Source organism: Catalinimonas locisalis (genome assembly GCF_038039535.1).
Taxonomy (GTDB): Bacteria; Bacteroidota; Bacteroidia; order Cytophagales; family Cyclobacteriaceae; genus Catalinimonas.
This window is the reverse complement of record NZ_JBBPHP010000002.1, coordinates 223,831-248,554: the sequence shown is the minus strand read 5'-3', so window position 1 is coordinate 248,554 and position 24,724 is coordinate 223,831. Positions and strand designations below refer to the sequence as shown.

The 24,724-nt window shown below is 42.2% G+C and carries 20 protein-coding genes; 10 read left to right on the top strand and 10 right to left on the bottom strand.

The features are described from left to right. Window positions 1–47 precede the first annotated feature (47 nt). Window positions 48–1,421: a histidine--tRNA ligase gene (hisS, locus tag WJR50_RS04595; RefSeq protein WP_341292056.1), complete on the bottom strand. Its 1,374-nt coding sequence runs from the start codon at window positions 1,419–1,421 to the stop codon at window positions 48–50. Continuing rightward, window positions 1,414–3,612, bottom strand: a complete 2,199-nt coding sequence (locus tag WJR50_RS04590) for a hypothetical protein (protein WP_341292055.1) — start codon at window positions 3,610–3,612, stop codon at window positions 1,414–1,416. The genes hisS and WJR50_RS04590 overlap by 8 nt, the downstream gene beginning before the upstream one ends. A gap of 510 nt (window positions 3,613–4,122) precedes the next feature. Here WJR50_RS04590 and WJR50_RS04585 point away from each other — a divergent pair. Then, window positions 4,123–4,362 carry a hypothetical protein gene (locus WJR50_RS04585; RefSeq protein WP_341292054.1) on the top strand — a complete coding sequence of 80 codons (240 nt, stop codon included), beginning with the start codon at window positions 4,123–4,125 and terminating at the stop codon, window positions 4,360–4,362. A 53-nt stretch (window positions 4,363–4,415) separates the two neighbouring features. Here the strand turns inward: WJR50_RS04585 and WJR50_RS04580 are convergent, their stop codons facing one another. Then, window positions 4,416–4,910 (bottom strand): metallophosphoesterase family protein, encoded by a 495-nt coding sequence (locus WJR50_RS04580; RefSeq protein ID WP_341292053.1) that lies wholly within the window; start codon window positions 4,908–4,910, stop codon window positions 4,416–4,418. Window positions 4,911–5,038: 128 nt separating this feature from the next. Here WJR50_RS04580 and WJR50_RS04575 point away from each other — a divergent pair, with 128 nt between their 5' ends. From WJR50_RS04575 to cydB, 3 genes are read left to right on the top strand one after another with little or no spacing between them, the layout of a single operon-like run. Further along, on the top strand, window positions 5,039–5,260 hold the full coding sequence (locus WJR50_RS04575) for a hypothetical protein (RefSeq protein ID WP_341292052.1): 222 nt from the start codon (window positions 5,039–5,041) through the stop codon (window positions 5,258–5,260). Further along, window positions 5,244–6,638, top strand: coding sequence for a cytochrome ubiquinol oxidase subunit I (locus WJR50_RS04570; RefSeq protein WP_341292051.1), 1,395 nt, complete (start codon window positions 5,244–5,246; stop codon window positions 6,636–6,638). The genes WJR50_RS04575 and WJR50_RS04570 overlap by 17 nt, the downstream gene beginning before the upstream one ends. A gap of 12 nt (window positions 6,639–6,650) precedes the next feature. Then, window positions 6,651–7,727, top strand: coding sequence for a cytochrome d ubiquinol oxidase subunit II (gene cydB / locus WJR50_RS04565; protein ID WP_341292050.1), 1,077 nt, complete (start codon window positions 6,651–6,653; stop codon window positions 7,725–7,727). On the opposite strand, the gene WJR50_RS04560 is transcribed toward cydB, so the two are convergent. From WJR50_RS04560 to WJR50_RS04545, 4 genes are all read right to left on the bottom strand, one after another. Beyond that, a complete protein-coding gene (locus tag WJR50_RS04560; RefSeq protein ID WP_341292049.1) occupies window positions 7,724–8,626 on the bottom strand; it encodes an MBL fold metallo-hydrolase in 903 nt (300 codons plus the stop codon). The two genes, cydB and WJR50_RS04560, sit on opposite strands and share 4 nt — an antisense overlap. Before the next feature lie 63 nt (window positions 8,627–8,689). Beyond that, complete coding sequence (locus WJR50_RS04555) at window positions 8,690–9,406, bottom strand: YdcF family protein (protein WP_341292048.1); 717 nt, start codon at window positions 9,404–9,406, stop codon at window positions 8,690–8,692. 265 nt (window positions 9,407–9,671) lie between these two features. Continuing rightward, window positions 9,672–11,558, bottom strand: a complete 1,887-nt coding sequence (locus WJR50_RS04550) for a M23 family metallopeptidase (protein ID WP_341292047.1) — start codon at window positions 11,556–11,558, stop codon at window positions 9,672–9,674. 55 nt (window positions 11,559–11,613) lie between these two features. Next, window positions 11,614–12,222, bottom strand: a complete 609-nt coding sequence (locus tag WJR50_RS04545; RefSeq protein WP_341292046.1) for a fumarylacetoacetate hydrolase family protein — start codon at window positions 12,220–12,222, stop codon at window positions 11,614–11,616. Between the two features lie 251 nt (window positions 12,223–12,473). Here WJR50_RS04545 and WJR50_RS04540 point away from each other — a divergent pair, with 251 nt between their 5' ends. Further along, a complete protein-coding gene (locus WJR50_RS04540) occupies window positions 12,474–14,258 on the top strand; it encodes a glycoside hydrolase family 15 protein (protein ID WP_341292045.1) in 1,785 nt (594 codons plus the stop codon). 82 nt (window positions 14,259–14,340) lie between these two features. Here the strand turns inward: WJR50_RS04540 and WJR50_RS04535 are convergent, their stop codons facing one another. From WJR50_RS04535 to WJR50_RS04525, 3 genes are all read right to left on the bottom strand, one after another. Further along, window positions 14,341–16,521 (bottom strand): bifunctional alpha,alpha-trehalose-phosphate synthase (UDP-forming)/trehalose-phosphatase, encoded by a 2,181-nt coding sequence (locus WJR50_RS04535; protein ID WP_341292044.1) that lies wholly within the window; start codon window positions 16,519–16,521, stop codon window positions 14,341–14,343. Window positions 16,522–16,632: 111 nt separating this feature from the next. Beyond that, window positions 16,633–17,442: an exonuclease domain-containing protein gene (locus WJR50_RS04530; protein WP_341292043.1), complete on the bottom strand. Its 810-nt coding sequence runs from the start codon at window positions 17,440–17,442 to the stop codon at window positions 16,633–16,635. 20 nt (window positions 17,443–17,462) lie between these two features. Beyond that, entirely contained in the window at window positions 17,463–18,842 is a 1,380-nt protein-coding gene (locus tag WJR50_RS04525) for a UDP-N-acetylmuramate--L-alanine ligase (RefSeq protein WP_341292042.1), read from the bottom strand. Window positions 18,843–19,128: 286 nt separating this feature from the next. On the opposite strand from WJR50_RS04525, the gene WJR50_RS04520 reads away from it, so the two are divergent. The 5 genes from WJR50_RS04520 to WJR50_RS04500 all read left to right on the top strand — a co-directional run bounded on the left by WJR50_RS04520 (window position 19,129) and on the right by WJR50_RS04500 (window position 24,714). Beyond that, on the top strand, window positions 19,129–20,049 hold the full coding sequence (locus WJR50_RS04520; protein WP_341292041.1) for a universal stress protein: 921 nt from the start codon (window positions 19,129–19,131) through the stop codon (window positions 20,047–20,049). Window positions 20,050–20,122: 73 nt separating this feature from the next. After that, window positions 20,123–22,432 (top strand): hydrogen gas-evolving membrane-bound hydrogenase subunit E, encoded by a 2,310-nt coding sequence (mbhE, locus tag WJR50_RS04515; protein ID WP_341292040.1) that lies wholly within the window; start codon window positions 20,123–20,125, stop codon window positions 22,430–22,432. Next, window positions 22,429–22,842, top strand: coding sequence for a Na+/H+ antiporter subunit B (locus WJR50_RS04510; protein ID WP_341292039.1), 414 nt, complete (start codon window positions 22,429–22,431; stop codon window positions 22,840–22,842). Before mbhE ends, WJR50_RS04510 begins: the two co-directional genes overlap by 4 nt. Before the next feature lie 11 nt (window positions 22,843–22,853). Further along, window positions 22,854–23,201, top strand: coding sequence for an NADH-quinone oxidoreductase subunit K (locus WJR50_RS04505; RefSeq protein ID WP_341292038.1), 348 nt, complete (start codon window positions 22,854–22,856; stop codon window positions 23,199–23,201). Next, window positions 23,194–24,714: a proton-conducting transporter transmembrane domain-containing protein gene (locus WJR50_RS04500; protein ID WP_341292037.1), complete on the top strand. Its 1,521-nt coding sequence runs from the start codon at window positions 23,194–23,196 to the stop codon at window positions 24,712–24,714. Before WJR50_RS04505 ends, WJR50_RS04500 begins: the two co-directional genes overlap by 8 nt. Window positions 24,715–24,724 lie beyond the last annotated feature (10 nt).

Genomic DNA, 24,724 nt, shown 5'->3' with positions numbered 1-24,724 from the left:
TGATGGTTGGGCTTCGTTTTGTTACATAAAACGCAGATGATCAGCATTCATTGTCTGAGCCTGCCAATGATCTCCTCTATCTTCAGATTTTCCTGCTCCCCACTTTTCAGATTTTTTAGGCCGTAAGCCTGTTTCTGCATTTCATCTGCCCCTACCACTATCGTATAAGGGATATTTTTTTTGTCTGCGTAAGCAAACTGCTTCTTAAGCTTTACCTGGTCAGGATAGATTTCAGCGCTTATGCCTGCTTTGCGCACTTTACTTAATAAGCCGAGTGCGTGCTTTTCAGTTTCTTCGTCAAAGCTGATGAATAAAACCTGTGTACCGGCAAGATTTTCTCCCGGAAACAGGCCTAAGCCTTCCATCACATCATAAATACGGTCAACACCGAAAGAGATACCTACTCCTGAAACACCGGGCATACCGAACACACCAGTAAGGTCATCATAACGCCCTCCTCCACTGATGCTGCTGCTGATTACTGCGTTATTGGCTTTCACCTCAAATATTGCCCCGGTATAATAAGACAAGCCTCTGGCCAGTGTTATGTCAAACTCCAGTGAAGCGGCTTCTGAACCCATCATTTTCACTCTTTCTATGACTTCCTCAATTTCATTTACTCCCTTTAAGCCAGTCTCAGACCCGGAAAGAAGTATACGTATACTTTCCAGACGACTTTGGTTATTTCCTTCCACATTAAAAATAGGCATCAGCTTATCAATCGCAGCCTGACTAAAATTTTTCTCTTCCAGCTCAGCAATGACTTTATCCTGCCCTATTTTATCCAGTTTATCAATCGCGATCAGCAGGTCACTTTCTTTGCCCTGCGCACCCACGGCTTCTACCAAACCTGCCAGTATCTTACGATTATTGATTTTGATACTGATGTCTTTAACACCTAAGCGCTCAAAAACTTCTTCTATCATCAGTACAATCTCTGCTTCGCAGGTAAGAGAGTCTGTACCTACCACATCAGCATCACATTGGTAAAATTCACGATAACGTCCTTTCTGAGGACGATCTGCCCGCCAGACCGGCTGTATCTGAAAGCGGCGGAAAGGAAAAGTAATCTCACTCTGGTTCATTACCACGTAGCGGGCAAAAGGCACCGTGAGATCATAACGGAGGCCTTTTTCTGCAATCTTTGGTAGCAAAGCTGCTGAGCCATTATTGTAATCTGAAGGCTCAGTTTTGGAGAGAAAATCTCCTGAATTCAATATTTTAAAAAGTAATTGATCTCCCTCATCTCCATACTTACCGGTAAGCACCGATAAATTTTCCATACTGGGGGTTTCCAATTGCTGATAGCCGTATCGGCGGTATACTTCACGAATATGATCTAGGATATAATTGCGTTTGGCCATTTCGGCCGGCCCAAAATCTCGGGTACCTTTAGGTATAGTCGGTTTTTGCTTACTCATTAATTAATGATGATTTCTCAGGGTCAGGATTGAAGTCTTTAAAAGTATCCTGAATATTTTTGTCAGTTGGTTTTTTAGGGTTTTCCCAGGTAGGGTCAAGCTCCAGGGTAGTTACATCTTTGAGACTGATAAGCTCAATTACTTTTTTAAGGTCTTCATTAAAAGAACCCTGTCGGCGGGTGGCTGAAAGCGCATATTTTCCGGCAAATACATTACCCTGGGTCTCCAGTTCGTTAAGCTTTTGGGTGATATAACTTAGTTTTTCAAATACCCCACTAGGATCTCTACCAATTACATTACTGGCCTCCAAACTACCGATGGTCATAGAAGTGGTACCTCCCACCCCACTCACATATTTTTGAGTTTGCTGGTTGTCGGACAACACCACCGGAGAAAGACCCGTGATAGCCCCCAGTGAAGCAGTAGTTACTGCCCGGTGCTTCTTGGTTTTTTTGGCCTTTTTATACTCTTTCTGTAGTTCTTTTTGCTTGTCTTTTAACTGTTCCATCAGGCTCCACATTCTTACCAGACCAGTACGGTACTGATTATAAAGCAGGCGGTCTTTTTCTTCCAGGTTTTCAGCATCCTCTACGGTTACGCTTATCGTACGTTGTGCTCGTTGATTGGAATTGTCCACCACAAAAAAAGTAATTTCATAGGTATCTTTCATACCCGGCTCCAGGAAGAAGTCATAACCAGGGCTCCAGATAAATTCCCACTGAGTCATATCATTTTTGATCAGTGAACTTTTAGGAATTCTATTGGTCTCTGAAACAAAATCAAAACTGGTAATATCCTGATCTCCATTAGGGTCAGAAAGATAAAATTTCAGGTTCAGTGCCTCATCTTCCCGAATGCTAAATTCGTTTTCATTGGGCACTACAGAGATTTCAGGAGGATGATCCTGCTGAGTCACTGCAATACGTAAAGTACCCTTGGTCTGGGCTTTATAGGGTTGGTCTTCAACGATAAACTCCAGTTTCATAGGCTCCTTTTGAAGCCGCGTATACTGACCGTAAGAAGGTTTCCAGCTAAGCTCTCCCTGGCCGGAAAGTGTCATACCCTGCGGCATCTGAGCCAGTATTGGCTTAAACACCAATGGATCATTATCAGGATCGGTGATAGCATTGGCACTACTCAACTGATATTCATTGAGCACATTGTATTGAACGTAGAATGTTTTGAGGTCAGCAATTTCAGGGGGACGATTAGTATGGTATACCACCAGGTTTACCTGTCGGCGGTCACTTTCTCCACTACTGTTGTTCACTTCAAAGATGACCTGAAAAGTTTTGGTTTCTTCCAGTCTGTCTACCAAATCATAAGATGGTGTCCAGTAGAAGTTTCCTTGTTCGTCAAATATAATACCCACATCCTCTGAGGCGCCCTGTACCATATTAAATGTGTACTGCTTGTCTTTTCCTCCACTCGCACTTAGCTGAAAAGTAAGGGTATTACCTTCACTCACAACATTCCAGCTCTTACCCTCCGGTAGAACCAGCTTGAGTTCTGGAGTTTTTACTACAGGTTCTGCCGTTTCGGGAGATGCGGCTACTTCCAGCGTGCCTGGTATCTGATCTCCATACACCTTATCTTCTACCATAAACTCTACAGTAAGTGGATTTTTCTGTAGAGAGGCAAACTGCTCAGCCGTAGGAGTCCAGCTGATCACACCAGCATTGCTTATCTTCATACCTTCAGGGCTGGTACCTTCAATAAGTGTAAACGAATAGTCACTGCCTTGTATAGAAAGTGGGTAGGTATTGGACTGACCGGATTTGATATAGAATGGCTTAATGTTGAAAAATGCAGATACTCTAGGCTGGTTTTTTATGATAAATTCTACCTGACGCGTACTTACCTGACCACCTTCATTAGATACTTCAAATAAAATAGAGTAGTTTTTTCTTCTTTCATCAGGAGTAACCAGGTCGTATGCGGGTTGCCAACGAAAGAAGCCATCTTCATTGAGTTGAAAATTAAGCGCATGCTCACTACTCGCAGAAAACTTATAATTGCCACTCAATCCTCCACTGGCATTAAGTTTAAATTCAAGCGTAGTACCTTCATTGACTTCATTCCACTTTTCTCCATCGGGAAATTCAATTGTAATCTTTCCTTCATCCTGGGCATGAAGGTTGAAAACCGAAAAAAGAAAGAGAAATGATAAAACTATATAATATTTATTCATACCCTAAAAATATATTACTCTGTGGATTTGTTCCCTGAAATCAAAAAGTAAGAAGTTAAAGCTATACAAATATTGTACACAAATATGATAAAAAAACCAGCTTCGCCCTTATTACTATGCTTATTTTCATCTTATTACGTTCCATGAACGAAACGCGCCAACCTATATTTTATCTTGATTTACAGTTGAAATTAACATAAACCTGATAGAATCACTACTTAAGCATAAGAAACCATATCATTAGGCTAATTACTCGCCAAGCTTCTGCTTAACTTTCTACCGGTAGTTTGAGAAAAGTTTACTTATCAGCCGCTATTTTGTAGTGAATTCCCAACATCTGCCCTGTCAAATAGATGCAAATTTATGAAGGAGAAAAGTATAAGCTGAGTATAAAATTGGGTTTTTGAAACTATTTCGCCGGATGGATTGCTAAATACTTTTATAAATAAATGTGATTTATTAAATTCGCACCTCATTTCGGAATCATAGAAACTATAAGGATATAAAGCCATGGGTGTTACCAGACTTAAAAGAAAAGGACTAAGAAATAAAGCAAATGCCAAAAAGAGGCAGGATAAAATAAAGCAGCTTACCAAGCAGCCTCCTATTAAAACGGTAGATGTTGATGCTATCAAAGCTGAATTTGAGAAAAAGGGAGGAAGCAAGAAAGCAGACTCTCCAAAGGCAGAGAAAGCTGAGGCTAAAAAGGAAGAAGCAGCAAAAGATAAAGAAGACAAGAAAGAGGAGTAAAATCAATATCTCATCAATCTTATAAGAGACATTCCCGAAAAGGAATGTCTTTTCTATTTTTTACCCAATTCTATCACTTCCATCTGCTTGATCTGCCCCTGTAGTAGTTCAAAGCGAAGCATGGTGCGTACTTTTTGAAAGCCTTGCCTTCCCACTGCTCCGGGGTTCAGGCATAACATCCCTTCTCTTTCCTGATCCCTGACCACTTTTAGAATATGAGAATGCCCACAAACAAATAAATCAGGCTGCCTTTCGGCCAGTATTTTTCTTACCCGCTTATTGTATTTGGGAGGATAGCCTCCAATGTGTGTCATCCAGATGTTTAGCCTCTCTCTCTCAAACCATAAATCTTCGGGAAATTCTCTTCTCACCATTTCACTGTCAATATTTCCGTACACTGCCCTGAGTGGTTTTATTTCTTCTAATTTCCGGACCAAAGAAAAATCACCTATATCCCCGGCATGCCAAATCTCATCTGCTTGCTGCACATGGAAAATGATAGAATCATCTATATAACTGTGAGTATCAGAAAGTAACAGTATTTTCATTTTTTCGGTAATTCGCAATTAAAATTATAGCTATAAAGGAACAGCTTTTTAGTATAAGAATTCTATGAATACTTTTTGTAAATACAAAGATTGGGCTGTAGCTTCACCCCCAAACGCTAGTCATTTTTATGAAGCACTTGAGACAGATGCCCCCTATTCAGCAAGTGTTTATCCTGGTCTTTACCACCATGATTTTTTATCAGTTTATGACCAGGCTCCCTTTCCCGGAAACAGTTTTTGACTTTTCCTTTACCAAGCTTGTGAAAATTATCTGTGGCCTGGCTTTCAGCCTGGGCGTATTGTTTATTTATATACTACACAAAAAAGCCAATCATGGATCTGGACGTTGAGTTTTTATCACGATTGCAGTTTGCCTTTACGATCATGTTTCATTACATCTTCCCTCCTTTCAGCATTGGGATGGGCTTACTGCTGGTTATCTATGAGACATTATATTATATCACTCGCCAAAAGATATACGAGTCTATTACCCGATTCTGGATCAAGATATTTGCAGCCAATTTTTCCATAGGCGTAGCAACAGGTATTGTCATGGAGTTTGAGTTTGGTACCAACTGGGCTACCTATTCACGATTTGTAGGCGATATTTTTGGTTCTCCCCTCGCTGCCGAAGGTATTTTTGCCTTTTTTCTGGAGTCCGGATTCTTGGCGATACTACTTTTTGGCTGGAACAGAGTAAAACCAGGTATGCACCTTTTTGCCACCTGCATGGTAGCCCTGGGCTCTACGATGTCAGCCTTCTGGATAGTGGTGGCCAACTCCTGGCAGCAAACTCCGGTAGCTTACGAGCTTGCTGTCACAGCTGACGGCTATACCCGTGCTGTGATTACCGACTTCTGGGGGGTAGTTTTCAACCCTTCCTCTATGGTGCGCTTTTTTCATGTAGTAGTAGGCTCATGGATACAGGGAGCATTTCTGATCATGAGTGTGGCGGCTTACTTTATCATCAAAAAACGTAACCTTGAGTTTGCCTATCGTTCTTTTTCTCTGGCCCTGATTGTTGCCGCCATTGCTTCACTTATCCAACCGGCAATTGGCCACTATCATGCGCAGGTGGTAGGAGAATATCAGCCGGCCAAGCTAGCTGCTTTTGAAGGTTTGTATGAGACTCAAAAAGCTGCACCACTTTCTATCATCGGCTGGACTGACCCTGAAGCAAAACAAACTTATGGCATTGAACTTCCTGGTTTTTTGAGCTTTCTCCTGTACGGTGATTTTGATGCGGAAGTAACAGGGCTGGAAGAATTTCCTGAGGAGGACTGGCCTCCGGTAGCCCAGGTTTTTCAGACATATCACCTTATGGTAGCCCTAGGAATGTTTTTCATTCTGTTGACGCTGCTTAGCCTTTTTCTCCTTTTCAGGAAAAAACTATTTGATAAAAGCTGGCTGATGAAGCTATATGTTCCACTCGTGGCCCTTCCGGTCATTGCTAATCAGGCGGGCTGGGTATCGGCGGAAAGAGGCAGACAACCCTGGATTGTGCAGGATTTACTGAGAACATCTGATGGTTTATCCAAATCTGTCACCGCCCCTGAAGTGTTGATCTCATTAATTCTGTTTTTCATCGTCTACACGCTGCTTTTCTTTGTCTGGTTATATGTGCTGGACAGGGAGATAAAGCATGGACCTGAGGATTATACGCATGGCCCTGAGACCTATCAGCATCGTGAAGAGCGCATTGATCCTTTGACAAAACTGATCAAGTAAAATCATCATACTATGGACTTTAATGTAATCTGGTACATATTAATTGGTTTGCTATTGGTAGGTTATGCTATCCTGGATGGCTTTGATCTGGGAGTGGGTATACTACACCTCTTCAGTAAAGGAGACCATGACCGGCGCATCATGCTCAACTCAATCGGACCTGTATGGGATGGGAATGAAGTCTGGCTGATTACGGCAGGGGGAGCACTATTTGCGGCATTTCCGGAAGTCTATGCCACTGCATTTTCAGGTTTTTACCTCCCCTTCATGCTACTGCTCATTGCGCTTATTTTTAGAGCAGTATCCATAGAGTTTCGTAGCAAAGAACCCAGCAAAAGGTGGCGCAGTACCTGGGACGTCAGCTTTAGCATAGGCTCTATACTCGCAGCCATACTGTTTGGAATTGCTATCGGAAATGTTGTGATGGGTTTTGCCATAGGCTCGGATAAAGTATACCAGGGTACTTTTTTTGACTTAATCACTCCCTATACTATCCTAACCGGGCTATTTAACCTGTCAATGTTTACTATGCATGGTGCCATTTATCTGAATTTAAAAACTGAAGGAGCCCTTCAAAATCAGGTGAAAGGGTGGATAAGGAGTAGCTACATTCTATTTGTAATTATGTTTGCCATTACTACTGCTACTACGCTTTATTTAAGACCAGAAATGGTCGCTAACTTTTCCTTTGGTTTGATAGAACTTCCGGGAGCATATCATGAACTGGTAGCTGAGCATCATACATTAATTTCTATCCTGGCCTGGTTGATTGTTTTGCTCAACTTATTGTCTATAGCTAATATTCCTCGTACACTGGCAAAAGATAAACCCATGCAGACTTTCATCTCATCAGCCTGTACGATGGGCGCTATCATCGGGCTTTTCGCCCTGGGTATTTTTCCTAATATGATGATTTCCAGCTTATCACCAGACTATAATCTGGATATTTATAATGGTTCTTCTACTGATTATACTTTACGGACCATGTTTTTTGTGGCAATCTGGGGTTTGCCCTTCGTACTGGGTTACACTTCGCTGATCTACTGGACTTACAGAGGCAAGACCAAAATAAACGAGAGCAGCTATTAAGCCTGCTCTCTTTCTTTTTTCTTCTTCCAGTAGCGCATAAGTCCTGCTACGCTCATGTAAGAAGGGTTGGCTGCCTCGTATTGCCGGATGGCATTATCGCTAACACCCATATCTTTCAATTGATTAGCCACAAACTCCTTAAACTGAGGTACGGTTTCTTCAACGTTTTTCCCTAACTCCATCTTGGTTTTTATCCAGTTACTCCAGTCGATCAATCTTTTTTCCAGTTCATCCAAATGCCAGTTGATATCTTCTATTTTTCCAAAATGAGTCAGGTACAAGGCTTGTGGCTTTAGCTCACGGATGGTTTTGATAGAATCCAGCCAGTCTTCCACATTAATATCCGGCGGAGGGCAGGGAGGCTCTACCACCTGATTTTCAGGATTTACCCGGACGCCTGCCACATCGCCAGTAAATACAATATCACCTACCTGCCAGGCAATATGGTGTACTGCGTGGCCGGGGGTATGCCAGGCTTTTATCTGTGTATCTCCAATGCTAATTGTCTCTTCATGCTCCACCGCTTTGAGTTGCTCTTCAGGAATAGACTGCATATCTCCCCAGAGTCTTTCCATATCGTGCTTATAAATTTGCTTAGCTGAATTCCATAGCTTTTCAGGATTAGCCAAATGTTTTAGTCCGAAAGGATGCACATAAACTTTAGCCCCCTGTTTCGCAAATGCCCAGGCTGCTCCTGCATGGTCAAAGTGGATGTGGGTAAGAAATACATGTTTGATATCGGTTGGAGCATAACCTGCACTTTTGATTTGCTCCACTAGATGTGGAAAAGTGCTATAAGGACCGGTTTCAAAAAGTACTGGCCCCTCAGAGGTTTCTAAAAGAAAAGAAGCAATCGCTCTTTTGATCTCTAAAAAATTAAGATCTAATGTATTGATCATGGAAAAATGGGTTAAGATTCAAAAAAATAGAATTTATTACTTTCCGCTTATATTCACAAATGATCAGATGTAGCCGGAGACTTTGTAGGCCAGCATACCCACTATCTCCCGAATGACTACCTCCCAGTTACCGATTGCCGCAGAGGTAGGAATAATAAGTTCGTCGGGCGTAAACTCAAATTCGTTTCCTTTCATGTCTACGCTGAAGGGATCTACTTCAAGGCCCGCTTTTTTAAAACAGGCTTCGGCTCTGCGCATATGAAAAGCTGAAGTAATGAGCAGGTACTTTTCATTAACATACTTCTCATTTAAAATTTCAGCACTAAAAGATGCATTCTCATGAGTGTTTCGGGAAGAAGCTTCAATTATAATATCACTTTCCGGCACTTTGCTGAGCAGCAAAATTTCCTTAAGTAGCTCAGCTTCAGGAATACTATCTTTCAGGATTTTACCCGATCCTCCACTGATTAATATCTTATCAATTTTTCCTATCCGGTACAGATGCATGGCATGCAATATCCTGTCGGCAGCTCCGCTTACATGCACTCTGTCTCTTGGTTCTTTGTCTGAAGTAATTCCTCCCAAAACTATTCCTACTTCATAGTTTGGAAGTTCGCTTAGTGGAGTGGGCGGAACTTCCCACCAACGCAACAAGGCATTACTCAAGAAGTAATTGGTAAACACCAGTAGTAATATCAGCCCGGCTAATAGAAAGAAACGGCGGTGTTTTTTGTAAAACCAGCTTAATAAAAATGCCAGCACAATTAATGTGACTGGCATAATCAGGAAATATAAAGTTTTAGAAAGAATGAAAAACATATAGCTATGGCTAGACCGTCAGCGAAAGAAAAGCCAAAGAATAAGAAAAACCACAACAAAAACAACGATGGCAATGATGTCTTTATGGGGTCTGAATTTCATTATGGTGTTATGGAATGTACTTGTGGTTTCAAAATTTAGTTGTAGAAACTATGTCTCCCATAAAAGAAAGTTTTACAGTCCAATACAAAAACTACGACGCCATCGCGCCTTAACCCTATTCAATTCATATTTTACCTGTAAACTCCATTTCATTCCCAACATTATCTTCTACTACTAGTTTGTAATCACCTGTTAGGTTAAGCCTGTCATCGTCAGCTTCAGTCCAGATCACATCCCATTTGTAGTCATAGCGCATCAAAATCCATTTTCCATTCACATACATATTGTAACTTTTGATACCGGACATCTGGTCTTCAATCTTGAATTTGAGCTGCTTGGAACTCACATTGATAGGAGTAATCACTGGAGAGATCGTGTCGGTCGCCAGCACATAATCTCCAAAGGAGCGAGTGTTGAATGAGATGGTATTGCCACTCCATTCACCTCCTTCATAGCTCAAATCTCCAGAATTGGACAAGCGATATACATTCATTTTCTCCTTAGGTCCGGAAGGAAGCATTTTGGGCTTTAGCTTAATATTGATACTACCTTTCAGCGGGGTGTTATCTTCATGCACAGTAAAAATCTCACGATCGGCATCTACTGTATAGTTGGTAGTGAGGTAAAGCGTATCAAACAAAGCAGATTTTGAAAAGTAGATGTCCATCTCCGGTTGGTAAAAACTGAAAGCATTATAAGCAGGCACTTTCATTTTAATAGGCAGCTTTTCTTTACTTCCGCAAAAATCTACGGAGTCTGGTGTGCCACGTCTTAAGTCCCAGAGATAAATGGCCATATCATTTACCACATAGGCAGGGGGCTCTTCATAATCCATACGGTTGGCGAAAAACTTGGCTAGTTTACGCTCATACATTCCTTCAGGATCTTTTTCTACCGGCACATACAGTTGCAGGGTATTACCACGAACGTGATAATTTTTATTATTGTAAGGCTTACTGAAATAGCTGACCTTGAAATTATCTTCCGGTTCAGGTTTTTTACCCTTCAGGGATAATCTTAAGCTGCTGCTGTTACCGTAGTGGTCGGTAAGCTTTACATCTACCTGATGCTGCTCATTGTCTTTGATAATAAGTTTACCCTGGTTTCTTGAAGTTTTATAGATTGGTAAAGTATTACCATCATCTACATACAGCTTAAAAAAAGTACGATCCTGGCGATATCGCTCTTCATAATTGGTAAATACATGAATATTTTTGGTCTGGGAAAAAGCCAGTTTATCAGTGAGGTAACTAAATTGAGGCTCTCCATCAAAGGACATTTCTGTAGCCGTGACACCGTATACATTGCGCACTCCATCGGCACGATCAAAAGCAGCGATTTCTACCCCTACCTTACCATGTACATTGATGTTCTCACTTACTTCATAGCGATTACCATTGCTGCGCACCGGAAACTCAAACCTACCAAACTGACCATTGATCCGTGAATCTTTATCCAAAGTCACCAGAGCTACTTTACGCACATAAGGCGCTACATTATCAACAATCTCGCTAAAGTTATACTGCAGCGGGTCCAAAGGCACCTGATTAGCATCTCGTATCTCAAAATGAAGGTGGGGGCCTCCGGAAGAACCCGAATTACCTGCATTTCCTATTACTTCTCCCCTTTTCACCTTGAGGTCCTCTTTGTCTGGAAAAAGCTCAATATCAAAAGTTTGGTTTCTATACTGTGCCTCACGCACATATTCAGCAATTCTATCGTTGAACTGGTCCAGGTGAGCATAAACGGTAGTAGTACCATTAGGGTGCTGAAGGTAAAGCGCATTACCATAACCACCCCATGAGATTTTGATTCTGTTGATATATCCTTCCGCTGCGGCATGTACCGGTGCACCTACTACTCCGCCCACTTTGATATCCAGACCGGCATGCATGTGAGAACTTCTGAGTTCACAAAAATTACCGGAGAGATAATTTCTTTGTCCCGGATTGATAGGGAAGATATAATAATCCTCATCTATGGCAAGCTCGGCTGAGGTAGAATCCGCCATTTTGAGAGAGCTAAAGCTGTTAAAAACTAAAATTAAAGAAAGAAGTAAAGTAAGTTTATTTGATTTCACACTCCAACATTTTTTTGTCCTCTATATAAGCCGTTAAGATCTTCCCTTTCTCAATGGGCCCAACCCCTTTGGGAGTTCCAGTAAAGATGATATCTCCCTTTTTTAAGGTAAAATACTTAGACAGATAACTAACCAAAAAGTCAAATTTGAATAGCATCATGTTCGTATTTCCCTGCTGTCGGAGCTCATCATCTACTTTCAGACTAAAATTGAGATTTCCCAGGTCAAACTGATCTTTAGGCACAAATTCTGAGATAGGCGCAGAACCGTTAAATCCTTTGGCCAGCAACCAGGGAAGGCCTTTCTCTTTGGCTTTCTGTTGCAAATCCCGAGCCGTAAAATCAATGCCTATGCCAATTTCTTCGTAATATTTGTGTGCAAATTTCTCCTGTATGTACTTACCTTCTTTTGCAATTTTTAGCAGAATTTCTACTTCAAAATGTATGTCATTGGAAAAATCAGGGTAGTAAAAGGGTTCATTATTTTTGAGCAAGGCGGTATCCGGCTTCATAAAGACTACCGGCTCACCAGAGCTTTCATTGTTCAATTCTTTTATATGTTCGGCGTAATTCCGACCGATGGCTAATATTTTCATAGGTAATCAACAATTAAGATCGCTAAAGCTTAAATTAATGAAGCGTATGGATTATTTGCAAGTAAGTACATGTGTGATACAATTTTAATATTGACAAAAATCAAATTAATATAAATTTTTCTACGTCCTAATGTATGTTAACAAAAAGACGCGTTCTTTCTTTTGTATGTAATAGGATACTTATATATCAAACTAGAATTATTTGATTTCTCTTGGGAGATGTCTAATATGCGAAAAATCAAGATTTAAGCATGAGCAAACACACATACGACTTTGGCGTAATTGGAAACTGCGCTTTTCTGGGGCTAGTTCATAAGAATACCAATGTTAACTGGCTATGCTGGCCTCGCTTTGACAGTAGCTTTGTTTTCGGAGGCCTTCTTGATGATGAAAAAGGCGGAGAGTTCAGCATTTTACCTTCTTCTGATACTTATAAATCTCACCAATATTATATTGAAAATACTAATGTACTTTGTACAGAGATAGAAAATGCAGATGGTAAATACAGGGTTACTGACTTTGCTCCCCGCTTCTTCCAGTACGATCGCTACTTTAAGCCCCTGATGCTGGTCCGCAAAATAGAGCCGCTTTCCGGGACACCTCGGGTGAAAGTAAAATGCGAACCAGTGGGCGAGTATGGAGGTTTGAAACCCTCTATGAACCAGGCCAGCAATCATATCAAATTCCTTGGCCTGGAGAGTGAGATCAGGCTAACTACCAATATCTCATTGACTTACATTATGGAAGAGCAGCATTTTGTACTCAATGACACACGTTATCTGGTACTGACCTATGGCGCACCACTGGAAGCTCCGGTAGAAAGTACTTCTGAGATTTTCCAGCAAAAAACTGTCAACTACTGGCAACACTGGGTGAAGAGTACCAGTATCAGCGATTTTTACCAGCAGCAGGTGATTCGCTCTGCTTTAGTTTTGAAAATACACCAGTTTGAAGATACCGGAGGGATCATTGCCTCAACCACTACAAGCTTACCCGAAGCGCCGGGCAGCGGCAGAAACTGGGATTACCGCTATTGTTGGCTCCGCGATACATATTACACGCTCACTGCCTTCAACCATATCGGACACTTTGAAGAGCTGGAACGATATTTTTACTATATCGCCAACATCTCTGCCAGCCAGAAGAGTCGTTATCAGCCTCTCTACTCCATTAGTGGTAGTGATCTGCTGGTAGAGAAAATTATGGACCTGAAAGGTTACCTTGGGAATCAGCCGGTAAGGGTAGGAAACCAGGCTTATGAACATATACAAAATGATGTATATGGACAGGTATTGTTATCTCTACTTCCATTGTACGTTGACCACCGTTTTATTAATGATGAGCGTACCGGCTCTCAGAACCTGGTGTATGATGTACTACGAAAGATTGAAGAAGTGATGTATGAGCCTGATGCCGGACTTTGGGAGTTTCGCGACCTGAGTCAGTACCATTGCTACACGTATCTCTTCCACTGGGCGGGAAGCTCAGCGGCAATAAAAATTGCAAAAAGACTTAAAGATTATAAACTGGAGCAAAAAGCGACCAAGCTCAAGCAAGCGGCTGTTGACAAAATTGAAGAGTGCTATGACCCTAGCAGAGGCGTATATACCCAGGCAGTAGGGACCAAAAACCTGGATGCCAGCACCTTGCAGCTGATCATGATGAATTATCTGGATGGCAATTCGGACAGAGCCAAGAATCACTTAAAGAGTCTGGAAAAAGAATTGAAATCGGAAGATGGTCTTTTCTATCGTTATCTTCACATGGATGACTTCGGTATGCCTGAGACTACCTTTCTGATTTGTGCTTTCTGGTATGTAGAAGCTTTAGCCTGTGTAGGCCGTGTGGATGAGGCGGCACGTACTTTTGAAAATATCATGGGTTACAGCAATCATCTGGGTCTGTTTAGTGAAGATGTAGACGCTGCTACCGGCAGCCAGTGGGGTAATTTCCCTCAGGCTTACAGTCATGTAGGCTTGGTGAATGCGGCCTTCAGAATTGCAACAAAACTAGATACTCCTGATTTTCTGGAGTAAGGAAAATAAGCTTTAAGTTTAGCTGAAAATAAAAAAGCCGGAAAACTATCTTCCGGCTTTGCTTTTTCTTTTACTACTTCTTTTAATACGCCTGTAATGCTTTCAACAAATCCCGCACATCAGTAAAAGTGTTGACGCTAAAGCGGGCAGCAGAAGTCTTGCTTCCCACCTTGATGGTATAAGCATCCTTAGGCATGGCTTTGAAGGTATCTTCATCGGTGAAATCGTCTCCAATAGCAATCACAAAATCATGCTCATACTGGTTGAGGAACTGCAATGCCGTACGTCCTTTATTCACTTCTCTGTCTTTGATTTCAACTACCATATCTCCTTCAAGTACCTGCAAATTACTGTTGGAAGATAAGTATTTCAGGTGACTGGTCAGCTCCCGGGTACGCAGTTCTCCCAATCCTGTCTCCACTTTGCGGTAGTGCCAGACAAGAGAATAATCCTTTTCTTCAATAAATGAGCCGGGAGTACGGTTTACATAAAGCTCCAGTACCGGGAAAATTTCTTTTTTCCAACTATTTTTCATGGCGGTAATTGTACGCCAATCCTTACCATGTTCACGCATCCATACGCCGTGCTCAGCAATGATATCTACCTGCTGATCACCCAGCCACTCCTGCAGCGTACCTTTGTCTCTTCCACTGATGATCACTACTTTATTTTTCTCTTCTTTAGTAAGCTTTTTAATAATTCCCCTCAGTTCATCATCAGGCTTGGCATCCTTGGGGTCAGGATGAAAACCGGTAAGTGTACCATCGTAATCCAGGAAGATGAGGCGGTGATCAGCTTTGGAGAAGGTGTTCAGCATTTTTTCCATTGACAACTCATCAAGTTTCCTGGTTTGCATGCCTCCCTGGGCTTTTTTGATGTTATTCAGGCTGGTCATAAATAGATCTACCCAATGGGAGATGTTATAACGCTTCAGAGAGTTCTGCATATTGGTATTGTGCAGAATTTGCTCCGACTCAGGCATGGTAAGTGCACGATGTATGGCCTCCACGATCTGATCCATATCATTGGGATTAATCAAAATAGCATCAGAGAGCTCTTTGGAGGCTCCGCACATTTCGCTCAGGATCAATACCCCTTTTTTATTGATTTTGCTGGCAATAAATTCTTTGCACACCAGGTTCATACCATCACGCATGGGAGTTACCAGTGCCACGTCTGCCATACGGTAGAAAGCCGAAAGTTCTTCCAGCGGAAAAGAGCGGTAAAAGAAGTGTACCGGAGTCCAGTTAATTTTACCATACCGACCATTGATACGCCCTACCAGTCTGTCTACTTCCTCTTTCAGCTCCTTGTACTTTCCTACCTGGTCACGGGAAGGCACTACTACCATGATCAGGGAGATTTTGTCTCGGTATTGGGGGTAACGTTCAAAAAACAGCTCAAAAGCTTTCAGACGTTGTGGTATTCCTTTAGAATAATCCAGTCGGTCAATAGAAAGTATCAGTTTCTGGTCTCCTAAGGAAATGCGATAATGTACCTCGCGCTCCAATGCTTCGGGTGAAGCAGCTGCTTCAGCATACTTATCGTAGTCAATCCCCATCGGAAAGGAATCCACCATCACCGTGCGGTTGCCGACCACAACCTGTCCCTGGGTATTGCTCAGCCCTGCCAGACGGCTCACCGAACTCAGGAAGTGGCGCATATCATCGTAAGTATGAAAGCCGATCAGGTCGGAGCCTAGCACACCGTTGAGCAGTTCTTTCCGCCAGGGTAGCAGACGAAAGATTTCGTAGGAAGGGAAAGGAATATGCAGGAAGAAGCCAATGCTTGCGTCAGGAAAACGCTCCCTTAACATACCGGGAACCAGCATCAGCTGATAATCATGTATCCACAGGGTATCGTCCGGATCACATTTTTTAGCAATCTCATCGGCAAATTTACGGTTAACGCGCTTATAAGCTTCCCAAAGCTTGGGGTCATAAATGGCGTACTGAATAAAGTAGTGAAAATTTGGCCAAAGGGTTTCATTACTAAAACCTTCATAAAAATCCTTGATATCATCTTCGGTAAGAAAAACCGGAATCATACTTTCTTTGGCTATCGCCTCCGTGATTTCGGCTTTTTCATCTTTGCGGGAAGAAACCAGACCTGGCCACCCTATCCAAAGGTTATTACCTTCTTTATAAATGGAGCCCAGGCCAGTAGCCAGCCCCCCGGCACTTGTATGATATTCTAGCTGTCTTTTTTCATTTCGCTGTATTTTTATCGGCAGGCGATTGGATACAATAATGGTTTTAGCCATGTGTTACAGGTTGTTTGGTGTGGTGTATTTGTAAATTTTACTATCAAAGTAGTAATGATTGGAATCAACTAAAAGCAAAAAGGCAACGAATACTAAATTAAAAAAAAGTACCTAGCGCTTGTATTTAAAACTCCTCAACCTGATTTCTGTTAACTTTCTTTTGGTATCCAGTGGAAAATCCCCACGCATCATCCAATCGTAATAAGCTGGCTCTGACTGTAATACATCCAGGATAGGGCGATTTTTAAATTTTCCGAAATTAAAAACTTCCACTCCCTGATCGTTAAAAACAAAGCGTCCGGCCAGGTCAACCATTTTGGTGCTGGAGATATTGTGCAAGGAGTTTACATCATCTTTGATAGTACCTAGTGGATTTCCTTTAGCATCTACCACAGGTTTGTCCTGATATCTTTCTATCTGGGCAAAAAGAACCTCCATAGAAGCCCGGGTATCAGCTTCAGCGCTGTGGGCATCTTCCAGCGACTTTTTACAGTAGAACTCATAAGCGGCAGATAAGGTCCTCTTTTCCATCAGGTGAAAAATTTTCTGAGAGTCTACTAACTTTCGGTTACTCACATCAAAATCTATGTTTTCTCTAAGAAACTCTTCAACCAGCATAGGTACGTCAAAGCGGATGATATTGAAACCAGAAAGATCGCAGCCTTCCAGAAATTTATGTAGTTCTTTAGCTATCGCTTTAAATGGTGGCAGGTCTTTGACATCCTTATCATAAATACCGTGAATCAGGCTTGACTCTTCAGGAATAGGAATCTGAGGATTTACACGTAAATTCTTTTCTTCTGTCTCCCCATTGGGCTTCATCTTGATGATATGAACTTCAATGATCCTATCGTTGGATACGTTTGTACCAGTAGTTTCAAGGTCAAAAAATGCGAGAGGATTCTTTAGCTTTAGCTTCATGATTATTTTTCTGTAAACAACTATTGATTATTTGCAACGATAGACTTACCAAAGGTATCCAGGTCTATGCCTCCGTAATTACCCGAACTCATAAGCAGCAAATTTTTATTAGCCCAGTCCTGCCCTTCTAAAAATTCTTTCAGACGTTGGCTATCCGTAAATATTTTGAGGTCATGCCTGTTAAATGCTTCTTTGATGAGCGCGTCAGTAAGAGGTTCCAGCTTTTTATGGCGCGATACTTCAGGATTATGATACACCACGCCAATGTCCGCATCGTTCAGCGTATCCTGGTACTGCGTAATGAAGTCTTTATTAAGACTGCTAAACGTATGCAACTCCATACAGGCGACCAAAGCACGATCGGGATACTGCTGTTTCACGGCTTTTGAAGAAGCTAAAAGCTTAGAGGGCGCATGCGCAAAATCTTTAAAAACAGAGGTATGTGTATTGGAAGCTACCAATTCTAATCTTTTGCTGGCTCCTCCGAAGGTAGGAAGGGCGCTGTAAAAATCTTTTTTCAGCACTCCTATTCTCGTACAGACTTCCAGAGCCCCACTGATATTTTGCATATTATGATAGCCAAACAATTGTATTTTCACCTCCCCTTCATCGGTCTTCAGATAGGTTACACCATCTTTCACCACATGCGGATGTGCTCTGTACTCAATACGATTGACGTCCGCTCTTTCTTTACCCCCGATCATGGTAGCCAGGTCGTCCTCCTCGCAGTAAATCAATGAGCCTCCTTTGGGAGAAGCATCGGCAAATAACTCAAACTGTTTCACATAATCGTCCAGCGTGGGAAAAACATTGAAATGATCCCAGGCAATACCACTGATCAAGCCGATATGGTGCTGATATTTAAGACATTTGGGTGAGGGGTCAAGCGGAGATGTCAGGTACTCATCACCCTCTATCACAATAATGGGAGCGTCGCTAAGCTTCACTAAGCCTTCTACAGTAGCTGTTTTGGCCCCGATCACGTAATCAAACTCCCTGTCAAGAAACTGGAGCACGTGCAGTATCATGGAAGTAATAGTAGTTTTGCCGTGACTACCTGCGATCACAATGCGCTGCTTGTCTTTACTTTGCTCATATATATATTCGGGATATGAATAAACCTTTAATCCCAGTTCCTGCGCTCTTTTGAGTTCAGGATTATCGGGGCGGGCATGCATTCCCAGGAGAATAGCGTCAATATCTTCAGTTATCTTCTCGGGATACCACCCGAATTGCTCTGGTAGAAGCCCCTGAGCCTCTAGAGCTGACTTGGCAGGATCATAAATTTCATCATCGGATCCGCTTACCTTCATACCTTTTTTTGCGAGGTGCAGGGCCAGGTCGTGCATGACACTACCACCAATAGCAATAAAGTGTACCCGGGAAATGTTGTTTTGCATAAAAATTCTGATTGATTAAATCTCCTCAATTCCAATTTATCGTTTCAAAATTAAGACAAAAACCCTTAGCGACAAATCACTGCCCCTGATAAGCAAGTGATGTGACTTACTATCTATGGCATGAATTGGTGTATAAAAACAAAGCTTTGGCCCAGGAATGATAATTTTTTATTAAAATAGGAAAATTATTTTCTGGCTATGAAATAAGTTATTTTTATTTGTTAGCTGGAGGTAGCGGCTGAACGGACAATGATTTAACCTAACTTTTAAAAGTAAATACAAACCTATGTACCAGCTTAAAAGAATTTTGGTGTGTGTGGATCTTAGTGCTATGGACGAAGACGTGATCAGGTATTCCTCTGAAATAGCAAAAATCGCTGAGGCTGACAGTGTGTATTTTTTGCATGCCGCCAAAGATTTAAACCTACCTCAGGATGTAGCCAAAAAGTTTCATGATGTGTTGGCACCCGTAGATGAAACGATCAAGCATCAGGTAAAAGACACTGTTTACAAATATTACAGTAAAGACGATAATACCACAGAGCATATTGACATACTGGAAGGGAAACCTACTGATACAGTGCTCAAATATGCTAAGCGTAAAAATGTAGACCTTATTATTTTGGGTAAACATACCCAGAATGGTAAGCCTAAAATCAACCAGGGAAAAATTGCTGAGTTAAGCCATTGCTCAGTAATCTTTGTCCCCAAAAGCGCGGACATTCAGATTCGTAGCATCATGGTGGCTGCCGATTTCTCTGAAAATTCTAAAAGAGCATTGGAACAGGCGATACACATTAGAGAAAAAAATAATAATGTAAAAATACTGGGGCATAATGTTTACACGGTTCCTCATGGCTATCATAAAACGGGCAAGAGCTACGAAGAATTTGCCGAAATCATGAAAGGGCATGCAGAAAAGGATGCTCAGAAATTTTTCAAGAAGCACCATATAGATGATAACATGTGCGAAATGCATTATACCCTAAGCGATGATGATAAGGTTCATGATGAGCTTAATGATTTTGCTGTAGAAAGAGATGTTGACCTGATTATGATAGGTTCACAGGGAAGAACTGCTGCTGCTTCTATTCTTCTGGGGAGTGTCGCCGAACACATTTTGCATTATGATAATAATATCCCTGTTTTTATCGTCAAAGAGAAAAATCATAATATGAACTTTCTGGAAGCATTACTGAAGATTTAGGTTTGGAACAAACAACTTTTACCTGCTTTAGTTGACCTAGTACATTTTGTGCTGAGCCTTATTTTTTAACCTCATGCTTACAGCAGTTCTCACTGGCTACATTCTAGCCTTAATATGCGCAATACTATATCGTCAGACTCCCAGGGTACTGGGTTATGTCTCGGCGGCAGTGCTTACATGCCTTGCCGGATATTTCTTTTCATTTTGGAGTGCAGTAGATGCCAGCCAGCAATTGTCATTCACTTACGAATGGGTACCTTCCCTGGGCGTAGAGCTGATTTTCTACCTTGATGGCCTCAGCCTTTTTTTTGCGCTTCTTATCACCATTTTTGGTGCGCTGATTCTGCTCTACAGTACTGCTTATATGGAAGGCGATAAGCATGCCAATCGCTTTTTTGCGTATATGCTCACTTTTATGGCTTCCATGCTAGGCTTGGTACTTTCTGGTAACCTGATCCAGCTATATATATTCTGGGAGCTTACCAGCGTAAGCTCTTTTTTATTGATCGCATATAATCATGAAGAAGGAGAAGCCCGTAAGTCTGCCATGCAGGCATTACTAGTCACAGCAGGAGGAGGCTTGGCATTATTGGCAGGCTTAATATTGATTGGAATGGCTGCGGATAGTTTTGCTATAGAGGAAATACTGCGTGCTGGGATTCAGGACAGTCCTTATCTCAATGCAATATTGATCCTGGTACTTTTGGGGAGCTTCACAAAATCAGCCCAGTTTCCTTTTCATTTCTGGCTACCAAATGCCATGGCAGCTCCCACACCTGTTAGCGCCTATTTGCACTCCGCTACCATGGTAAAAGCAGGAATCTTTTTACTTTTCCGGTTTCAGCCTATTTTATCAGGGATTGAGGGCTGGTCTGTTACGCTGATGATTGTGGGCAGTGTCACGATGGTGTTCGCTGCGCTCATGTCATTCATACAGTTTGATATCAAGCGCATACTGGCTTACATTACGGTAAGCGCACTAGGACTAATGGTAGCTGCCATTGGAATAGGTACTGAGCTTGCTTTGAAAGCTGCCTTGCTTTATCTGTTGGTTCATGCGTTTTACAAGGGAGCACTATTCCTGGTAGCTGGAAACCTTGACCATGAAGCAGGCACTAAAGATATCAGAAAACTAGGCAAGCTAGCCTCAAAGATGCCCTGGACTGCTTCGGCAGCTGTCATGGCTAGCTTTTCAATGGCGGGCTTACCTCCGGCATTAGGCTTCATTGCAAAAGAGAAGCTTTATGAGTCTGCTTTGCATGCCCCGGAGTTGGCAGTACTTCTTACCACGGCTGCATTTATCAGTAGTGCACTTTATGTAACCATTGCCCTAATGATTGCCTGGGGCATATTCTTTGGACATAAAGCTGAAAGTCCTCCCCAAACACCTCATGCTGCACCCTGGTCCATGTGGCTCCCCCCCGTATTGTTGGCGGGGGCTGGGTTGAGCTTTGGGTTTATTAATTATGACCTAAATATCAGCCTGCTTACTCCTACAGTGGGAAACATCATCGGAAAAGAAAGTGAAATAGACCTATCTCTCTGGCATGGCTTTACATGGGTACTGGGACTAAGCCTGTTTACTTACCTGATAGGTTTTACTCTTTTCAGCATCAAAGACAGGCTTCGTGCAGCATTTGATTTTATGGGCCATTCTTATCAATTAGCGCCTGAAAGTCTGTATTATCACTGCCTGGCTATGCTCCATCGTCTGTCAGTAAAAGTAAGCAACAGCTTGCAGAATGGTTACTTACGCAATTACATTTTTACTATTTTCAGCTTTTTGGTATTGGTGACAGGGAGTACCTACATACTACAGGGTCTCTTTCCCCAAGAGCTTACATTAGAGATACCTGTCTTAGCAGAAAGGCTTTACGAATTTGTGCCTTATGGGCTCATCTTTCTGGGTATGTATATCATTTTCAGGACACGCTCCCGGCTTAACCTGCTGATTGCTGCCAGCATGCTGGGCTTTGGCGTAGCATCAGTCTTTGTTTTTTTCAGTGCTCCTGACGTCTCTATGACCCAGTTTCTGGTGGAAACCATCACTTTAGTATTTTTTATGCTGATACTGAACCGCTTACCCAGAAAGCTGATTACCATCAGCGGAAAAAGGAAGTTTAGCCAGCTAGCTTTATCCCTGCTTTTTGGAGCAATGATGACCTTTATTCTGCTGAGCATACATGAAGTGCCTGTCAAATCAGCCCTCAAAGAGTATTACCTCAGTCAGAGTGTTCCCAAAGCGAAAGGCGAAAATGTAGTGAATGTGATTCTGATTGACTTCAGAGCGCTAGATACTATGGGAGAGATTACTGTACTGGCAATTACTGCCATTGGCATACTGGCGCTGAGCAGTCTTAACCTAAAAGAACACGAAAAATGAGAACTGTTATACTTTCCAAAGCCATCAGTATCTTACTGCCTGTATTTATCATGATCTCTGTTTATGTGTTCTTCAGGGGGCACAACCAGCCGGGAGGCGGTTTCATTGCTGCGCTGATCGCATCTATTGGCTTTATCCTCCATATGATGGCCTTCGGAATAGATAAGACGCAAAAAAAATATAGAATCAATGCTTTTATGCTTATCGGAAGCGGACTTTTATCGGCACTTTCAGCTGCGCTACTTCCATTATTTCTTGGTCAGCATTTTCTGGAAGGTATGTGGGTAACCTTTAACATTCCGCTTATTGGAAAAGTAGGAACCCCTACCCTCTTTGACCTGGGTGTTTATCTGCTGGTCATTGGTATTACTTTAAAAATAGCTTTTAACCTCTTTGAAAATAGTAAATGATGGAAGTCATCATGGCAAGCATTACGGGTATTATGTATGCAGCAGGACTTTACCTACTGATGCAAAGAAGCTTTATCAAGCTGGTTGTGGGCATAATCTTATTTGCGCATGCCAGTAATTTTTTCCTTTTCTCTGCCGGAGGTATTACGAGAGCCATGCCGGCATTTGTACATGATGGAAACCCGGCAGTTGATAAGTTGGCTGACCCCCTGCCCCAGGCACTTATTCTGACTGCCATTGTTATCGGGTTAGGTATACAGGCTTTTGCCATTGTACTACTCAAACGGGTATATAATGTGACGGGAACCAGTGATCTGGATCAACTAAAAACTACTGACAGAGAGGAGGAGGATGTCTGAAACATTGATGATAATTACTCCATTGCTTTCGCCCTTCCTCGGGGGCATACTGTGTATCTTCTTCTGGAAAAGACTCAAAGCACAGAAGGCCATCTACCTGTTTTTCACGCTCATTACCCTTTTGGGAAGCTTCATGCTCTTTCAGCAGGTTCAGGAGCAGGGAATGCTCAGCATACAGGCAGGTAACTGGAAAGCTCCCTTTGGCATTACCCTGATTGTAGACATGCTCAGTGCGCTGATGCTCTGTGCCAGTGCAATACTGGGGTTAGTCATCCATTTTTTCTCTCTTTCACATACCAGTGTCACGCATGAGCGTAAACAATTTGGCTTTTATCCGGCGCTCTTACTCATGCTATTTGGCATACACGGGGCCTTGATTACCGGCGATATCTTTAACTTATATGTTTGGTTTGAGGTAATGCTTATCGCCTCCTTTGTGCTGCTTACTTTGGGAGGTGAAAAAGGGCAGTTGGAAGGTGCTGTAAAATACGTAACCATCAATTTTATCGCTTCTGCCCTTTTTCTGGCGGGCATCGGAATTCTATATGGCATCACAGGAAGCACAAATATGGCTCAGCTTTCGGTACAATTGCATGCTGCTGAAATTACCCCTTTGGTGTATGTGGGCTTTCTTTTTTTCCTTACCAGCTTTGGCATCAAAGCCGCGCTTTTCCCCCTGTTTTTTTGGCTACCTGCCTCCTATCATACCCCTCCTATTGCAATTTCTGCGATCATTGCAGGCTTACTCACCAAAGTGGGTATTTATGCGCTATTCCGTACGGCTATTTTCATCTTTCCATCGGATAGCCCTTCACTACGCCAACTGATATTGATCGTGGCAGGGCTTACCATGCTGGCTGGTATCATGGGAGCGATTGCCCAAAAAGATTATCGCAAAATACTCTCTTACCTCATCATCAGCCATATGGGGTATATGGTAATGGGCCTGGGCATAGGGACAGTAGCGGCAGTTACCGGGGCAATCTTTTATATATTACACAGCATATTTGTCAAATCTAACCTTTTCTTCATCGGTGGGCTGATAGGGCAATGCAGCGACACGTTTGCATTAGACCGTTCGGGGGGATTGTACAAAAGGTTACCGCTTTTATCCACCTGCTTTTTTCTCTCTGCTATGTCTCTTTCAGGAATCCCTCCATTAAGCGGCTTCTGGGGAAAATACGCGCTGGCACAAGCCGGACTCATCAGTGGAGACTATTTGATAGTAGCTATATCATTACTTACGGGTTTGCTAACCTTATACATCATAAGCAGGGTATGGCTTCAGGTATTTTTAAAAGCAAAGCCCCGAGGGCAGACAGGGCATAACGATGAAAAGAAGGAAGTTTATTTTGTAGCAAAACATAAAGGCATGTACACTACTATCATCCTCTTAATGCTTGTGGTACTAATTATGAGCTTCTATGTTGAGCCTTTTATTCATTGGTCAGAGTCTGCTGCCGGGCAGCTTTTGAATCGGCAGGAGTACATAGAGAATGTGCTGGGACAATAAATGCTAAACA

What these genes read in the sequence shown, in the direction of transcription:
- hisS (WP_341292056.1), bottom strand. Translation starts at nt 1,421, where the DNA reads ATGAGTAAGCAAAAACCGACTATACCTAAAGGTACCCGAGATTTTGGG.
- WJR50_RS04590 (WP_341292055.1), bottom strand. Translation starts at nt 3,612, where the DNA reads ATGAATAAATATTATATAGTTTTATCATTTCTCTTTCTTTTTTCGGTT.
- WJR50_RS04585 (WP_341292054.1), top strand. Translation starts at nt 4,123, where the DNA reads ATGGGTGTTACCAGACTTAAAAGAAAAGGACTAAGAAATAAAGCAAAT.
- WJR50_RS04580 (WP_341292053.1), bottom strand. Translation starts at nt 4,910, where the DNA reads ATGAAAATACTGTTACTTTCTGATACTCACAGTTATATAGATGATTCT.
- WJR50_RS04575 (WP_341292052.1), top strand. Translation starts at nt 5,039, where the DNA reads ATGAAGCACTTGAGACAGATGCCCCCTATTCAGCAAGTGTTTATCCTG.
- WJR50_RS04570 (WP_341292051.1), top strand. Translation starts at nt 5,244, where the DNA reads ATGGATCTGGACGTTGAGTTTTTATCACGATTGCAGTTTGCCTTTACG.
- cydB (WP_341292050.1), top strand. Translation starts at nt 6,651, where the DNA reads ATGGACTTTAATGTAATCTGGTACATATTAATTGGTTTGCTATTGGTA.
- WJR50_RS04560 (WP_341292049.1), bottom strand. Translation starts at nt 8,626, where the DNA reads ATGATCAATACATTAGATCTTAATTTTTTAGAGATCAAAAGAGCGATT.
- WJR50_RS04555 (WP_341292048.1), bottom strand. Translation starts at nt 9,406, where the DNA reads ATGCCAGTCACATTAATTGTGCTGGCATTTTTATTAAGCTGGTTTTAC.
- WJR50_RS04550 (WP_341292047.1), bottom strand. Translation starts at nt 11,558, where the DNA reads ATGGCGGATTCTACCTCAGCCGAGCTTGCCATAGATGAGGATTATTAT.
- WJR50_RS04545 (WP_341292046.1), bottom strand. Translation starts at nt 12,222, where the DNA reads ATGAAAATATTAGCCATCGGTCGGAATTACGCCGAACATATAAAAGAA.
- WJR50_RS04540 (WP_341292045.1), top strand. Translation starts at nt 12,474, where the DNA reads ATGAGCAAACACACATACGACTTTGGCGTAATTGGAAACTGCGCTTTT.
- WJR50_RS04535 (WP_341292044.1), bottom strand. Translation starts at nt 16,521, where the DNA reads ATGGCTAAAACCATTATTGTATCCAATCGCCTGCCGATAAAAATACAG.
- WJR50_RS04530 (WP_341292043.1), bottom strand. Translation starts at nt 17,442, where the DNA reads ATGAAGCTAAAGCTAAAGAATCCTCTCGCATTTTTTGACCTTGAAACT.
- WJR50_RS04525 (WP_341292042.1), bottom strand. Translation starts at nt 18,842, where the DNA reads ATGCAAAACAACATTTCCCGGGTACACTTTATTGCTATTGGTGGTAGT.
- WJR50_RS04520 (WP_341292041.1), top strand. Translation starts at nt 19,129, where the DNA reads ATGTACCAGCTTAAAAGAATTTTGGTGTGTGTGGATCTTAGTGCTATG.
- mbhE (WP_341292040.1), top strand. Translation starts at nt 20,123, where the DNA reads ATGCTTACAGCAGTTCTCACTGGCTACATTCTAGCCTTAATATGCGCA.
- WJR50_RS04510 (WP_341292039.1), top strand. Translation starts at nt 22,429, where the DNA reads ATGAGAACTGTTATACTTTCCAAAGCCATCAGTATCTTACTGCCTGTA.
- WJR50_RS04505 (WP_341292038.1), top strand. Translation starts at nt 22,854, where the DNA reads ATGGCAAGCATTACGGGTATTATGTATGCAGCAGGACTTTACCTACTG.
- WJR50_RS04500 (WP_341292037.1), top strand. Translation starts at nt 23,194, where the DNA reads ATGTCTGAAACATTGATGATAATTACTCCATTGCTTTCGCCCTTCCTC.